Origin of the sequence: Streptomyces platensis (assembly GCF_008704855.1) — a bacterium.
Taxonomy (GTDB): Bacteria; Actinomycetota; Actinomycetes; order Streptomycetales; family Streptomycetaceae; genus Streptomyces; species Streptomyces platensis.
Window position 1 is genome coordinate 3740884 of record NZ_CP023691.1, and the last position, 13032, is coordinate 3753915.

11 protein-coding genes are annotated in these 13032 nt (G+C 71.1%); 6 read left to right on the plus strand and 5 right to left on the minus strand.

Annotation, left to right across the window (positions count from 1 at the left end):
- Nucleotides 1-44: 44 nt before the first annotated feature.
- The gene (gene glp / locus CP981_RS16315) at nucleotides 45-1385 is read right to left on the minus strand and encodes a molybdotransferase-like divisome protein Glp (protein WP_085928318.1); all 1341 of its coding nucleotides are present in this window, start codon (nucleotides 1383-1385) and stop codon (nucleotides 45-47) included.
- 4 nt (nucleotides 1386-1389) lie between these two features.
- The gene (gene galU / locus CP981_RS16320) at nucleotides 1390-2292 is read right to left on the minus strand and encodes a UTP--glucose-1-phosphate uridylyltransferase GalU (protein ID WP_085928317.1); all 903 of its coding nucleotides are present in this window, start codon (nucleotides 2290-2292) and stop codon (nucleotides 1390-1392) included.
- Nucleotides 2293-2379: 87 nt separating this feature from the next.
- Here galU and CP981_RS16325 point away from each other — a divergent pair, with 87 nt between their 5' ends.
- Entirely contained in the window at nucleotides 2380-3012 is a 633-nt protein-coding gene (locus CP981_RS16325; protein WP_085928316.1) for a 5-formyltetrahydrofolate cyclo-ligase, read from the plus strand.
- Between the two features lie 171 nt (nucleotides 3013-3183).
- Here CP981_RS16325 and CP981_RS16330 read toward each other — a convergent pair whose 3' ends face one another.
- Nucleotides 3184-5907: a penicillin acylase family protein gene (locus CP981_RS16330; RefSeq protein WP_085928315.1), complete on the minus strand. Its 2724-nt coding sequence runs from the start codon at nucleotides 5905-5907 to the stop codon at nucleotides 3184-3186.
- Nucleotides 5908-6088: 181 nt separating this feature from the next.
- Here CP981_RS16330 and CP981_RS16335 point away from each other — a divergent pair, with 181 nt between their 5' ends.
- The 5 genes from CP981_RS16335 to mscL all read left to right on the plus strand — a co-directional run bounded on the left by CP981_RS16335 (nucleotide 6089) and on the right by mscL (nucleotide 11847).
- Nucleotides 6089-7609, plus strand: coding sequence for a potassium/proton antiporter (locus CP981_RS16335; RefSeq protein ID WP_244330047.1), 1521 nt, complete (start codon nucleotides 6089-6091; stop codon nucleotides 7607-7609).
- 314 nt (nucleotides 7610-7923) lie between these two features.
- The gene (locus CP981_RS16340) at nucleotides 7924-9225 is read left to right on the plus strand and encodes an MFS transporter (RefSeq protein WP_085928313.1); all 1302 of its coding nucleotides are present in this window, start codon (nucleotides 7924-7926) and stop codon (nucleotides 9223-9225) included.
- Nucleotides 9226-9337: 112 nt separating this feature from the next.
- Nucleotides 9338-9676, plus strand: coding sequence for an FmdB family zinc ribbon protein (locus CP981_RS16345; RefSeq protein ID WP_042156218.1), 339 nt, complete (start codon nucleotides 9338-9340; stop codon nucleotides 9674-9676).
- A gap of 115 nt (nucleotides 9677-9791) precedes the next feature.
- A complete protein-coding gene (locus CP981_RS16350; RefSeq protein WP_085928330.1) occupies nucleotides 9792-10625 on the plus strand; it encodes an S-methyl-5'-thioadenosine phosphorylase in 834 nt (277 codons plus the stop codon).
- Nucleotides 10626-11340: 715 nt separating this feature from the next.
- Nucleotides 11341-11847 (plus strand): large conductance mechanosensitive channel protein MscL, encoded by a 507-nt coding sequence (gene mscL, locus CP981_RS16355; protein WP_190143284.1) that lies wholly within the window; start codon nucleotides 11341-11343, stop codon nucleotides 11845-11847.
- A 46-nt stretch (nucleotides 11848-11893) separates the two neighbouring features.
- On the opposite strand, the gene CP981_RS39380 is transcribed toward mscL, so the two are convergent.
- Together CP981_RS39380 and CP981_RS16365 are read right to left on the minus strand one after the other, a co-directional pair.
- A complete protein-coding gene (locus CP981_RS39380) occupies nucleotides 11894-12235 on the minus strand; it encodes a hypothetical protein (RefSeq protein ID WP_341873678.1) in 342 nt (113 codons plus the stop codon).
- 31 nt (nucleotides 12236-12266) lie between these two features.
- Entirely contained in the window at nucleotides 12267-12836 is a 570-nt protein-coding gene (locus CP981_RS16365; protein WP_085928310.1) for a MepB family protein, read from the minus strand.
- Between the last annotated feature and the right edge of the window lie 196 nt (nucleotides 12837-13032).

Genomic DNA, 13032 nt, shown 5'->3' on the forward strand with positions numbered 1-13032 from the left:
AACTGCCGCCTGTGGGACGACACCGTACCCCCGGCGGCAGCGGGCTATCCGAGCAGGACGACCTCCACGTCCGCGCCCGCGGGGACCTCGGTGGTGTCCTCGGGGACGATGATCAGCGCGTTGGCGTGCGCCATGGCTTTGATCAGGTGGGAGCCGGCGCCGCCGACGGGGGTGACCGTGCCGGCCTCGGCGTCGTAGGAGCCGCGCAGGAACTGGCGCTTCCCCTTGGGCGAGGAGGCGACGGCCTCGGTGCACCGGGCGGGAGTGGTGGGGCGGTGGACCTCGGGCAGGCCCATGAGGGCGCGGATGGCCGGGCGGACGAACAGCTCGAAGGAGACATACGAGCTGACGGGGTTGCCGGGCAGGGCGAGCAGCGGGATGCGGTCGGGGCCGATGAGGCCGAAGCCCTGGGGCTTGCCGGGCTGCATGGCGAGCCTGCGGAACTCGACCGTGCCGCCCGCGAGGGACGAGCCGTCGGCCTCCGTGGAGGACAGGGCGACCAGGGTCTCCTTGACGACGTCATACGCGCCGACGCTGACACCCCCGCTGGTGACAAGGATGTCGGCCCGGATGAGCTGGTCCTCCAGGGTGGACCGGAGGGTCTCGGCATCGTCGGCGACGGCGCCGACGCGGTAGGCGAGGGCGCCGGCGGCGCGGGCGGCGGCGGTGAGCTGGAAGCTGTTGGAGTCGTGGATCTGGCCGGGGCCCAACGCCTCGCCGGGCTGGACCAGTTCACTGCCGGTCGACAGCACCACGACGCGGGGACGGGGGCGGACCCGGACCGTGCCGCGGCCGATGGCGGCGAGCAGGCCGATCTGGGAGGGGCCGAGGACCGTGCCCGCCGACAGGGCCAACTCGCCTTCGGTGACATCGCTGCCGCGGGCCCGGATATGGGCGCCGGCGGCGGCCGGGCGGTGGACGCGGACCTCGCCGCCGGCGTCCTCGGGGGCGGCGCTGTGGGCGCGCATCGTGGCGGCCGGCCCCTGGCCCGTGCCGCCGTCGGTCCATTCGACCGGGACGACGGCCTCGGCGCCGGGCGGTACCGGGGCGCCGGTCATGATGCGGGCGGCCTGGCCGGGCCCGATCGAGGGCAGTTCGCCGCTGCCCGCCGCGACATCGCCGATGACGGTGAGGGCGGCCGGGGCGCTCTCCGTGGCGTCCGCGACATCGGCGGCCCGGACCGCGTAGCCGTCCATCGAGCTGTTGTCGAAGGGCGGCAGGGCGACGGGGACCGTGATGTCCTCGACCAGTACGCAGCCCTGGGCGTCGAGGAGTTGCAGCTCGATCGGGTCGAGCGGAGCGATCTTCGACAGCACGTCGTCGAGATGCTCGGCCACCGACCAGACGCGGTCCTGGTGGCTGGTCCGGCCGGTGGCGTTGTTCAACGTCTTACATCTCCTCGGTGACGTAACTGCGAAGCCAGGTCCGGAAGTCCGGGCCCAGGTCTTCACGTTCGCATGCCAGTCGGACAATGGCACGCAGATAGTCGCCGCGGTCGCCGGTGTCATAGCGGCGGCCCTTGAAGATCACGCCGTGCACCGGGCCGCCGAGGGCGGGGTCGGCGGCCAGCGCCTGGAGGGCGTCGGTGAGCTGGATCTCGCCGCCGCGGCCCGGGGCGGTCTTGCGCAGCACCTCGAAGACGGCCGGGTCGAGGACGTAGCGGCCGATGATGGCGAGGTTGCTGGGGGCATCGGCCGGGTCGGGCTTCTCGACCAGGTCGGAGACGACCACGACATCGTCGTCGCCGGTGGGGGCGGCGGCCGCGCAGCCGTAGAGGTGGATCTGCGCCGGGTCCACCTCCATGAGGGCGATGACGGAGCCGCCGTACTGCTCCTGTATCTCGACCATGCGCTGGAGCAGCGGGTCGCGGGGGTCGATCAGGTCGTCGCCCAGGAGGACGGCGAACGGCTGGTCGCCCACGTGGGGTGCGGCACACAGCACCGCGTGGCCCAGGCCCCGGGGGTCGCCCTGGCGTACGTAGTGCATGGTCGCCAGGTCGCTGGACTCCTGCACCTTGGCGAGGCGGGACTCGTCGCCCTTGCGGTGCAGCGCCTCTTCGAGCTCGTAATTGCGGTCGAAGTGGTCTTCGAGCGGGCGCTTGTTGCGGCCGGTCACCATCAGGACGTCGGAGAGCCCGGCGGCGGCGGCCTCCTCCACCACGTACTGGATGGCGGGCTTGTCGACTACCGGGAGCATCTCCTTGGGTGTGGCCTTTGTGGCGGGGAGAAACCTGGTGCCGAGGCCGGCTGCGGGGATGACAGCCTTGCTGATCCGTGTGTGCGATGGAGTCATGCGCGACACCATAACCGGCCCTATCGGCACGATGATGAGGGTCTGGTGAATAGAGCATGAGAGCGGGAGCAAGGGCGCACAGTGAGCATGGATCACGATAGGAAGCGCGGGTTGCGGCGGGATCTCCTGGAGGTGAGGAGAGCGTTGCCGCCGGATGTCGTCGCGGCGACGGGCGAGGCGCTGGCCACGCGTGCCCTGGAGCTGGACGAGCTGGTCCGGCCGGTCACGCCGCGGCCCGAGGCGCTGCCGACCGTCGCCGCGTATGTCTCGATGGGCGGCGAGCCCTCCACCCGCCCGCTGCTCGACCTGCTGCGGGCAGCCGGGGTGCAGGTGCTGCTGCCCGTGCTGCTGCCGGACAACGACTTGGACTGGGCGCTCTACGAGGGCGCCGAGGGGCTCGTACGGGCGGGCCGCGGGCTGCTGGAGCCGGACGGGCAGCGGCTGGGCCCGGAGGCCGTCACGGAGGCGGACGTGGTGCTGCTGCCGGGGCTCGCGGTGGACCGCAGCGGGCTGCGGCTGGGGCGCGGCGGCGGCTCCTACGACCGGGTGCTGGCGCGGCTGGAGCGGGCCGGGGCGCGGGCGTCGCTGGTGGTGCTGCTGTACGACGCGGAGGTGCTGGCGGAGGTGCCGGGCGAGCCGCACGACCGGCATGTGCATGCCGCGGTGACCCCGTCGGGGGTGCACCGGTTCACGGAGCCGGGAGAGTCTGCGGAGGACTGAGGCGGGCCGTCTACGGGCGGGCAGCGCGGCAGGGCAGCCGCCGCATACGGGCGGGCCGGCCGGGCCGCGCGGCCCGGGGCAGGAACCGGAAAGCCGTCGGGCGGACCGGATTCCTCCGGCCCGCCCGACGGCTCGGCGATCGGCTGGCGGCGGCGTGCCCGCCGCCCGCCCCTACGGCGACAGCGTCAGCGTGTCCTTGCCCGCGTTCTTCACGGCCTTCTCGCTGTACGCCCAGGGGAGCAGGTCGCCCTTGGCCCACTTGTCGGTCTGGTCGTAGTAGTGCGCGTCGTAGGCGTGCCCGGAGGCGCCGGTGAGGTTGATCCAGCGGGACTTGTCGAGGTCGGCGAGGTTGACGACCATCCGCATCGACGGGACCCAGGTGACCTGGTAGCCGCCGGCGGCGTTCCAGCCGGTGGCGTCGACCGCGGCCTCACCGCCGCCGAGGTTCCAGGGGCCGCGGTTGAACAGGCCCTGGAGCATGCCGGGTCCGTCGGTGCCCAGGGTCTGGTTCGTCAGGAACATCTGGTGCAGCCGTCCCCAGCTCCAGTTGTCGATGTTCTTGCCCAGCTTGGAGGTGAGCTCGTAGCGCGCGTCCTTCATGGCGTGTGCCAGGAGCTGGTCGCGGTTCTTGTCACCGGGGCGGTTGGGCCGGTCCTCGGTCTTCCACCAGGCGTTGTCCGGGTCGTCGAGGATGCCGCGGACGACCTCGTACCAGCGGTCGCCGCCGTCGGGCTGGGCGGTGTCCCCGGCCCGTTCGCCGCATTCGCGGATGTACTTGTCGTTCTCGTCGGCGGGGCCGGTCTCGTCGGCCGGGCGGACGGTGAGGCACTGCCCGTCGGGGCGCACCTCCTTGGGCATCTTGTTGCCGAAGGCGAGCTTGAGGGTGTTGCGCCAGACGGCGTTGAAGTAGGCGGCCGCGGCGGAGTCGGGCTCCTGGGTGAAGTCCCAGCCCTCCAGCAGCTGCTGGGCGTCGCGGACGTACTTGTCCTTGATGTCGATCTTCGTCAGGTAGGGCGTCAGCAGCCGGGCGATCTCGCTGCTGTTGTCCTTCTGGAAGGCCTGCATGTCGTCGGTGGAGACCTTGCCGCCGTCCTTGATCTTCGACTGGATCAGGTCGTTGATCCGCTGGCTGCGGGAGCCGTAGCCCCAGTCCTTGGTGAGGAGGTAGGGGTACTTCTCGTCGGTGACGGCCTGGTTGGCGGTGACGATGTAGCCGCGCCTGGGGTTGTACTCGTACGGCAGGGACTTCTGCGGGATGTAGCCGGTCCACTGGTACTTCGGGTCCCAGCCGGGCGCCGGGTAGGTGCCGTCGAACTGGCCCTCCCCCTTGCCGCGGACCGGGATCCGGCCCGGGGCCTGGTAGCCGATGTTGCCCTTGGTGTCGGCGTAGACCAGGTTCTGGGACGGGACCTCGAAGTGGGCTGCGGCCTTGCGGAAGTCGTTCCAGTCCTTGGCGCGGTTCATCTCGAAGACGGCGTCCATGGACTTGCCGGGGGCCAGCGCGGTCCAGCGCAGCGATACGGCGTAGCCGTCACCGCGGTCCGGGGCGGCGTTGCCGACGGGGGCGTCCTTGCCGACGTTGGCCAGTTCGCCGTCGCGGTCGGAGACGAGCGGCCCGTTCCTGGTGGACCGGACGGTGATCTCGCGGCTCTCGCCGCCGGCGACCTTGATGGTCTCCTTGCGGGTTATGAAGGGCTGCTGCTTGTTGTCGTAGAAGTACCCGTCGGCGTTGACCTTCTCCAGATACAGGTCGGTGACGTCGGCGCCGAGGTTGGTCATGCCCCAGGAGATGTCCTGGTTGTGGCCGATGACGACGCCGGGCATACCGGAGAAGGTGAAGCCGGAGGCGTCGTAGTTGCACTTGGCGCTCGTGGTGCGGCAGTGCAGGCCCATCTGGTACCAGAGCGACGGCATCTGGGGGGCCAGGTGCGGGTCGTTGGCGAGCAGCGGTTTGCCGGTGGTGGTGTGGGCGCCGGATACGACCCAGGAGTTGGAGCCGATGCCGTTGCCGTTGGGGCCGAGCAGCGCCGGGACCTCGTCCATCGTCTTGGACAGCGAGGACAGCTGCGACTGGAGGCCGGCGGTGACCCCGCCGGGGCCGGCCGGGGCGGCGTTCGCCGAACCGCCGGGCGTGAACCGCTTGGAGGCGGGGTCGACCGCGCCGCCCTCGACGATCGGCTTGTTCCGCTTGTAGGGGTATGCCGGGTAGAGCTGGGCGATCTGCGCGGGGGTGAAGCGGCTGGTCATCAGGGACCGGTCGATCTCCTCCTTCATGTTGCCGCGCAGGTCCCAGGCCATCGCCTTGAGCCAGGCCACCGAGTCGACCGGGGTCCACTTCTCGGGCTTGTAGTCGTTCTCGAAGTCCAGCGCCGCGTACTCCAGGGAGACCGCCGAGCCCTCGTGGTCCTTGAGGTAGGCGTTGACGCCCGCGGAGTAGGACTGGAGGTACTTCTTGGTGCTGGGCGACAGCTTGGTGTCGTACTCCTTCTGCGCCACCTCGCGCCAGCCGAGGGTGCGCAGGAACGAGTCGGTCTTGACCTGGCTCTTGCCGAACATCTCCGAGAGCCGGCCGGCGGTCATGTGCCGCCGTACGTCCATCTCCCAGAAGCGGTCCTGGGCCTGGACGTACCCCTGGGCGCGGAAGAGGTCTTCGTCGGTGTCGGCGTAGATCTGCGGAATGCCGTGGGCATCGCGGGTGACGTCCACCGGGTTGGTCAGCCCCGGGAGTTTGAGTGAGCCCGTGGTCTGCGGGAACGACGCACGGACGGTACTGACGCCCCAGAACGCGCCGAAGCCGATGCCCGCCACGAGCAGCAGCACGACCGTAATCGCGACGAGGCGGCCGCGCCGCCCCTTCTTCTTCCTGGGGACTGGGCCGGACTTGTTGGCGGGCATCTCTGTCCTTCGAGGGGCAGGGTGGGAGTGCTGGAGCAACCATAGGCGCACGGGTTCAAAGACCCCTACGCGGAGTCACCGCCAGCACAGCCAACATTCAAGTAATGGTAAATTGTTAGCCTCAGTAACTAGATACGGTAAGGAAAGCCACCCCGGAACCCGTGCGAGGAAGGATCAGCTCCTGTCTGTCGATCACCTCAATGAACTCCTGCTGATCTGCTCGCTCGTACTGCTCATCGCGGTCGCCGCGGTACGGCTCTCCTCGCGCAGCGGGCTCCCCAGCCTGCTCATCTACCTGGGGATAGGCGTCGCCATAGGGCAGGACGGGCCCGGCGGCGTCATCTTCGACAACGCCGAGCTGACCCAACTCCTGGGCTATACCGCACTGGTCGTGATCCTCGCCGAGGGCGGCCTGGGCACCAAGTGGAAAGAGATCAGGCCGGCGCTCCCCCGGGCCGCGGCGCTCTCGACGGTCGGCGTCGCGGTGAGCGTGGGGGTCACCGCGGCCGGAGCACACTCCCTGGCCGGACTCGACTGGCGCCAGGCGCTGCTGATCGGCGCCGTGGTCTCCTCCACGGACGCCGCGGCCGTCTTCTCCGTGCTGCGCAGTGTGCCGCTGCCGGCCCGCCTGACCGGCGTACTGGAAGCCGAATCCGGCTTCAACGACGCCCCCGTGGTCATCCTCGTCGTCGCCTTCTCCACCGCGGGACCGGTCGAGCACTGGTACACCCTGCTCGGCGAGATCGCCCTGGAGCTGGCGATCGGCGCCGCCATCGGTCTGGCCATCGGCTGGCTCGGCGCGTACGCCATGCGGCATGTGGCGCTGCCCGCGTCCGGTCTGTACCCGATCGCCGTCATGGCCATCGCGGTCTCCGCCTACGCGGCCGGCGCCCTGGCGCACGGCTCCGGCTTCCTCGCCGTCTACCTGGCCGCGGTGATCCTCGGCAACGCCAAACTGCCGCACGCCCCGGCCACCCGCGGTTTCGCCGAGGGCCTCGGCTGGCTCGGCCAGATCGGCATGTTCGTCCTGCTGGGCCTGCTGGTGACCCCGCACAACCTCATCGACGACATCGTCCCGGCGCTGGTGATCGGCATGATCCTGACGCTGGTGGCGCGGCCGACCTCGGTGTTCGTGGCGCTGATGCCGTTCCGGGTGCCGTGGGCGGAGAAAACCCTGCTGTCGTGGGCCGGGCTGCGCGGTGCGGTGCCGATCGTGCTGGCCACCATCCCGATGGTGAGCGATGTGCCCGGCAGCGAACGGGTCTTCAACATCGTCTTCGTGCTGGTCGTGGTCTACACCCTCATCCAGGGGCCGACACTGCCCTGGCTGGCCAGACGGCTGCGGCTGGGCGACGGCGAGGAGGCCGCCGATCTGGGCATCGAGTCCGCGCCCCTGGAGCGGCTGCGCGGCCATCTGCTGTCCACGTCCATCGGCCCGGCGTCCCGTATGCACGGCGTCGAGGTCGGCGAGCTCCGGATGCCCGCGGGCGCCGCGGTCACCCTCATCGTCCGGGACGGCTCCAGCTTCGTGCCGTCGCCCGCCACGGTGCTGCGGCGCGGCGACGAGCTGCTGGTGGTCGCCACCGATCCGGTCCGGGACGCGGCCGAGCGGCGGCTCCAGGCGGTCTCCCAGGGCGGCAAGCTGGCCGGCTGGCTGGGCACCGGCGGCCCCACGGGACGGTCACGCCACCGCCACCGCTGAGGTCCGTCCGCCCCCTGGACGGGAATGTGCTGCATCTCTCCACGGATCCCAAGGGATTCCGCGTGAAGCCCTGACTTATCCCAGGGCTTCACGCCCCGCGACCTGTAGTATGAAGAGGCACATCGACGAACCAACTCTGCCTGATGCAGAGCTGGCGCGACCGCTCGGCGGCCGCGGTCCCCCTGCCTTACGCAGCCACCTCTCCGGTGCGGACCACGCGGTATCACTCGGTCCTGCGCGAGAGGACAGCTCTCGGCGCGTTCCCGTGACGACCTCGCGGGTGGCGCGCTACCAGGCGGCAGAAAGGCCCGGCCGTGGCATCCGCGGTCAAGGACTCCCGTTCCGGATACGGACCACTGCTCCGCACCCCTGGTGCATGGACATTCCTGCTGCCCGGCTTTCTGGCCCGGCAGCCCTTCGCCATGCTGACGATCGGCATCGTGCTGCTCGTCCAGTCCACCACCGGCTCGTACGGCACCGCGGGCGCGGTGTCCGCCACGACCGGTGTCGCGATGGCCCTGTTCGCCCCGCAGAGCGGCAAGCTCGCCGACCGCTTCGGGCAGCGCGCGGTGCTGATCCCCGGCGTCCTGGCGCATGTCGCCGGCGTCGTGGCGCTGATCATCCTCGCCCTGGCCCACGCCCCCCTGTGGGCGCTGCTCGCGGTGGCGGTCCCCACGGGCGCCTCGACGCCGCAGGTAGGCCCGATGGTGCGGGCCCGCTGGGCCGCCCGGCTCGGTGGCAGTCCGCTGATGCCGACGGCCGCCGCCTTCGAGTCGGTGACCGACGAGTTCACCTTCGTGGTCGGCCCGGTGCTGGCGACCGCGCTGTGCACCGGCGTCCACCCGGCGGCCGGGCTGGTCGCCGAGGCCGTACTGACCCTGGCCGGCGGGCTGCTGTTCGCCGCGCAGCGGCGCAGCCAGCCGGCGGTGCACCGGTCGCAGGCCGGTGACCGGCCGCGGGTCTCGGCGCTGTCGGTGCCCGGCGTACGCGTTCTGATCGTGGCGTTCCTCGGCATCGGCGCCGTCTTCGGCGGGATGCAGGTCTCGCTGACGGCGTTCACCCAGCACATCGGGCAGCCCGGCATCAACGGCGTGCTCTACGGGATCTTCGCGGGCGGCAACATGCTCGCCGGTATCGCCTGCGGCGCCCTCGCCTGGAAGGTCGGCCCCCGGCGCCGGCTGCTGGTCGCCTACGGGCTGCTGGCGCTGGCCACCACCCCGCTGTGGGCGGTCACCGCGGTGCCGCTGCTGGGCGCCGTCGGCCTGGTCGTCGGCCTGTGCATCGCCCCGGCCCTGATCACCGGCTACACCCTCGTGGAGTCGCTGGTGCCGGCCGCCGCCCGCACCGAGGCCTTCACCTGGCTGACCGGCGCGGTCGCGCTGGGCCAGGCGGCCGCGGCCACCTCGTCCGGCCAGCTGGCGGACCGCTTCGGGCCGAGTATGGGCTTCCTGGTGCCGCTGGCAGGTACGGCGCTGGCCCTGACGGTGCTGCTGGCGCTCCGCGCCCACCTGCTGCCGCGCTCCTCGACCGTGGCCGCCGGCGCCCCGGCGGAGGGCCCCGAGGCCCCGGTCCCGGCCGTTTCCGAGGACCGCGAGCGGGAGCTGGCGCGCGCCTGACCCGGCGTGGGGTCGGTCACCGTCCGCCGGTCACGGTGGACTGGCGGGCGGGAATACTGCAATATGGAGCGTCGTTAGCACTCATCGAGTGAGAGTGCCAGGAGGAAGACAAGTGCCGACCTACCAGTACCAGTGCACCGAGTGCGGCGAGGGCCTCGAGGCGGTGCAGAAGTTCACCGACGACGCGCTCACGGAGTGCCCCGCCTGCAACGGACGCCTCAAGAAGGTGTTCTCCGCGGTCGGCATCGTCTTCAAGGGCTCCGGCTTCTACCGCAACGACAGCCGCGGCTCGTCGTCCAGCAGCAGCCCCGCCAAGAGCGCCTCCACGTCGGGCACGACGTCCTCCTCGGACTCGTCGAGCTCCTCGTCCGGCAGCTCCGACAGCAAGTCCTCCGCCCCGGCCGCCGCTTCGTCCACCGGCAGCAGCTCGGGCACCAGCTCCGCCGCCTGACCCCGCACGCGCCCGGACCCCGCCGTCACCGACGGCGGGGTCCGTCGTCTTACGGGTTTCTTTCGTTCCCGCGACCCGCCTTCCCCCGCCGCCGCGCCCCGATAGTGTGATCGGCATGGCTGACGCGGAGATTGGCGTTATCGGCGGATCGGGTTTCTACTCCTTCCTCGATGACGTGACCGAGATCACAGTGGACACCCCGTACGGGCGCCCGAGCGATTCGCTGTGCCTGGGAGAGGTCGCCGGCCGCCAGGTCGCGTTCCTGCCCCGGCACGGCCGCGGCCACCACCTCCCGCCGCACCGCATCAACTACCGCGCCAATCTGTGGGCCCTGCGCTCGGTCGGCGTACGCCAGGTCCTCGGCCCGTGCGCGGTCGGCGGACTGCGCCCCGAGTACGGCCCCGGCACGCTGCTGGTCCCCGACCAGCTCGTCGACCGCACCAAGGCCCGCACCCAGACCTACTTCGACGGCGAGCCGCTCCCCGACGGGAGCGTCCCCAACGTCGTCCATCTGACCTTCGCCGACCCGTACTGCCCCACAGGGCGACAGGCTGCCCTCTCGGCGGCCCGCGGCCGGGACTGGGAACCGGTCGACGGCGGCACCCTCGTCGTCGTCGAGGGCCCCCGCTTCTCGACCCGCGCCGAATCGCGCTGGCATGCCGCACAGGGCTGGTCGGTGGTCGGCATGACCGGTCACCCCGAAGCCGTCCTGGCCCGCGAACTAGGCCTCTGCTACACCTCGTTGACCCTGGTCACCGACCTGGACGCGGGCACCGAGACCGGTGAGGGCGTCTCCCACGACGAGGTCTTCCGGGTCTTCGCCGAGAACGTCGGCCGACTGCGCGAGGTCCTCTTCGACGCGGTCGCCGCGCTGCCCGACAACGCGGCCCGCGACTGCCTGTGCACCGGCGCCCACGCCGGCTGGGACCTGGGCATCGAGCTGCCGTAACGCCCCCGGACGCGCTCGGCCTCCCCCTCCCGGGTGGCCGAGTTGTCCACAGGAGCGGGGCCGTCCACAGCCCGGAGCGGGCGGGCGGAGTCTTCCGGCACGGTGGTGATCAGCGGTTCACCCGACCCCTCACCCCCTGGCGGTGCCCACCATGCTCCGGACCACTCCCGCTGCTCCTTCCCCGGCCCTCCCTGATCCCCTCTCCCCGCCGCTGCCCGCTCCCCCGCCGTGTGACGTGCCGCACTTCGCACCGGTCCGGGCGGGCGGCGGCAGGCACCGGTGGGGACGGCCCGCGCGGCAGCGCTTACTGGCCGCCGGCCTGGCGCTGACCGCCGCAGCACTGGCCGGCGGGGCGTCGTACGGTGCCGTACGAGACGCTCCGGGCCCCGGCTGCCCGTCGGTGGCGGCCCCGGGCGGGCGGTGACCATGCTTCAAGATCAAGTGGCCTCCGCGCCCACCCCACGCGAGACTGCTGCGCATGGCGGGGCACCCGCCGCGCGCCAATGGGGGCGCGCCCACCGCACCGGTACCGCGGTTTCCGTCCCGACGGCCCGCACGCTCGGCCCCCTCCCCCGGAACCACCGATTCCGTGCCGACGCACCGGCCGCTGGATGGTTCATGTCACACGACTGGACACCTCTGCCCTGCCCTGCCGTAAGTTGCGGTGCTGATTGTTGGTGCACCGTCCGTAGTGAGCATGGAAAGAGGCTGTCAGGTGAGCGAGAGCAAGGGCGTCCTTCAGGGATTCAAGGAATTCCTGATGCGCGGCAACGTCATCGAACTCGCGGTCGCGGTCGTCGTCGGTGCGGCCTTCACCAACATCGTCAACGCGGTGGTGAAGGGCATCATCAACCCCATCGTGGGTGCGCTCGGCTCGCAGAACCTCGATCACTACCAGGCCTGCCTGACCGCCACCTGCGCCAAGGACCCGAAGACGGGTGCCTTCACCGACGGGATCTACATCCTCTGGGGCTCGGTGCTCAGCGCCGCCCTGACGTTCCTGATCACCGCCGCGGTCGTCTACTTCCTCATGATCCTTCCGATCAACAAGTGGAAGGAACGCCAGACGGCCCGGCAGGCACTGGAGGCGGCCCCCGCCGACCCCACCGAGATCGAGCTGCTCACCGAAATCCGCGATGCACTGCTCGCACAGCGCACCGCCGCACCGTCCGCGCCCGCATCCACCTCGGGCACGATCGGCATCCAGAAGACCCGCGAGTAGCAGACGCCGCCCGCAGCCGGCGACCCACGCCGCCCGCTCACCTCGCTCAGAGGTGGTGGGGCGGCTTCTCATCGAGGAAACGGGCCAGATCGGCAGCGCTGTCGCCCCCGGCCGGGCGCTCGCCCCAACCACGGTCGGTGTCGTCCGAGGACTGCTGGCTCAGCGGGTCGTCGAAGATCAGCTTGGCTGCGGGCCGGGGGGTCGCCGGGCGGGCGGAGGGCGAGGACGCGGGCGCGGGGGGCTGCTCGGCGTCGGGAGACGTCTGCTCGGTGGCGGAGGGCGCCTGCTCGGCGTCGGAGGGGGTCTGCTCGCCGTCGGAACGCGCCTGCTCGGCGTCGGAGCCGTCGTGGGGCGCGGGCATCGGCTCGGGTTCGGGGGTGGGGCTCACGTGTCCAGGGTACGGGCGGGGCGGGAGCCGGTCAGGGGTGGTGGAGCGCCTGGGCGCGGGCCGCGTCGAGGGGCCCGTCCTCAGGGATCCGGAGGTAGTGGTTCACCTGCCACGCCTGGGTGGTGCGGGCCTGCCGATTGGTGGTCTCCACCCACGGCGGGTAGACGCGAAACGCCCGCTTTCCGCCGGAGCCGTTCCGGGAAACGATGCCGCGCTCACACAGCACCTCGCGCGGAAAGACGAAGTGCCCGAAGTGGTCGCCCTCGCGGGTGCTGATGACGAAAAGATCCACCGGATCCGCGGAGTCGAACGGCTGAATCGGCCCGCCGGGGCTCCGCTTCCACACCGTGACGAACTGACCGACCTTCGTCGGGGTGGTCTTGGCGACCCGGAACCGGACGGCGGAGCCGTCGAGAGTGAATTCATGTGCCGCGTACTCAGCACTCTCCGCTTCGGGAACCGGCCGTGAGCAGGTGAATCCGCAGGGGTCGTAAACCCGCTTCTTCGCCGCGAGGAGCTCAGCATGCAGGGATTCCCCCTCCGGCCAGGGCTCGGGAACTACCGGCCGGCACTCCGAGGATTCTTCGGGCTTTGTCACCATTCCCCCATCGTGTCATTGCCGCCCGCCAAACATTCCGGCGGGACGGGGGCATCGGTGTCCACGGCGGACACGGGCCCGGCCGGGGGCGCCCCATCAGTACGGCTACCAAACGAAACGACCTCCAAGAGGAGGTCGCACATGAAGAGTTCGGCCGACTTCAACTGAGCAGCGCCGAAAGATCGGCTCGACGGGCGAA